This is a genomic window from Paenibacillus forsythiae T98, assembly GCF_000520735.1.
GTDB classification, from domain to species: Bacteria; Bacillota; Bacilli; order Paenibacillales; family Paenibacillaceae; genus Paenibacillus_AQ; species Paenibacillus_AQ forsythiae.
The window spans coordinates 1-1,322 of the sequence record NZ_ASSC01000624.1; the positions used below are offsets into that span (position 1 = coordinate 1).

Here is a 1,322-nt window from a genome sequence, read left to right on the forward strand (position 1 = left end):
GAGGATATCGGGATCAAGCTGAACAACGGCTGCAATTTGCGCTGCAAGCATTGCTATGAATGGAATGAAGACGGCTTCCACCGGGAGATGACCAAGGAGGATCAGAAGAAGGAAATTGACATCGCGCTTGTAGAGAAGCTGCTGGCGTTCACCCGGGAGAAGAAATCCAAGGTGTACTTGTGGGGCGGCGAGCCGCTCTATTACAGCCAATTTCCACTGCTGGCCAATCTGTTCGAACAGGATCAGCGGACCGTTACGATTTGTACGAACGCGGTATTGCTGGACCAGCATCTGGAATCACTGCTCAAGATCGGTGAAGGGCTGGTCGTGCTTGCCAGTCTGGAAGGCTTCGAAGCGGAGAACGATGCGATCAGGGGCAAAGGCACCTACAAGAAGGTCATCCAGGCGGTCCAGCTGTTGCTGGAGCTTCAAAGAAAGGGGATTTTCAAAGGCAAGGTCTCGATCAGCCTGACGATGAACGATGCCATGATCCCGAAGCTGTTTGCCTTTATGCAGCATTTTCAGGAGATGGGCGTCGATTCTGTCTATTTTGTCTATCCCTGGTATATTTCCGCCGAGCCTGCTGCCGACATGGATGAGTTATGCAGGAAGGAGCTTAGTTGGCTGAACCCGGCCGAGCCCGGAAGCTGCAGCTGGCATTCCTTCACCTACCGTATCTCACCGGAGAACGTTGAGGCGCTGAAGGAGGAGGTACGCCGCATTTCGGAGCATACGTGGAGAAGCCGCATACGGTTCATGCCTGCGCTGGAGCAGGATGAAATCGGCGATTTCGTGAGCGGGGTTCAGATGACGGGGATGAAGCGGAAGGAGTGCCTGGCCATCTCCACCCGGATGGATGTGCTGCCCGGCGGGAACGTGACGCCTTGCAAATTCTTCCCGGAGCTGGCGGTCGGCAACATAAGCGAAGCGTCCGTCAAAGAGATTTGGCACGGGGAGAATTACGGCAAGCACCGCGAGCTGCTGTCCTGCGGACTCATGCCGGTCTGCTCCCGCTGCGGCCTGCTGTACCATTACGGACGGTAATTCCAACCTATAGAAGAGTAAGGTGATGTAACGATTGGAAGCGATCAAGGTTGAGCAATTGGCCAAGAGCTTTACCTATTATACGAAGGAAGTCGGAGTGATGAACTCCCTCAGAAATCTGATCCGCCGCAAAACCTTGACCAAGCAAGCGGTAAAGGACATTACCTTCTCCATCGGCAAGGGAGAAATGGTTGCCTTTCTCGGACCGAACGGCGCCGGCAAAACAACGACGTTGAAGATGCTCTCCGGCATCCTTCATCCGACCGGCGGCAGCCCGG

General features: G+C 54.8%; 2 protein-coding genes. Both read left to right on the forward strand.

Translation table 11 applies throughout. From position 1 onward, the window contains the following. On the forward strand, positions 1-1,044 hold a 1,044-nt coding region (locus L692_RS0119345; RefSeq protein ID WP_025701708.1), incomplete at its 5' end, for a radical SAM protein. 34 nt (positions 1,045-1,078) lie between these two features. Then, positions 1,079-1,322: ATP-binding cassette domain-containing protein (locus tag L692_RS0119350; protein ID WP_025701709.1), on the forward strand; the 244-nt coding region annotated here is incomplete at its 3' end.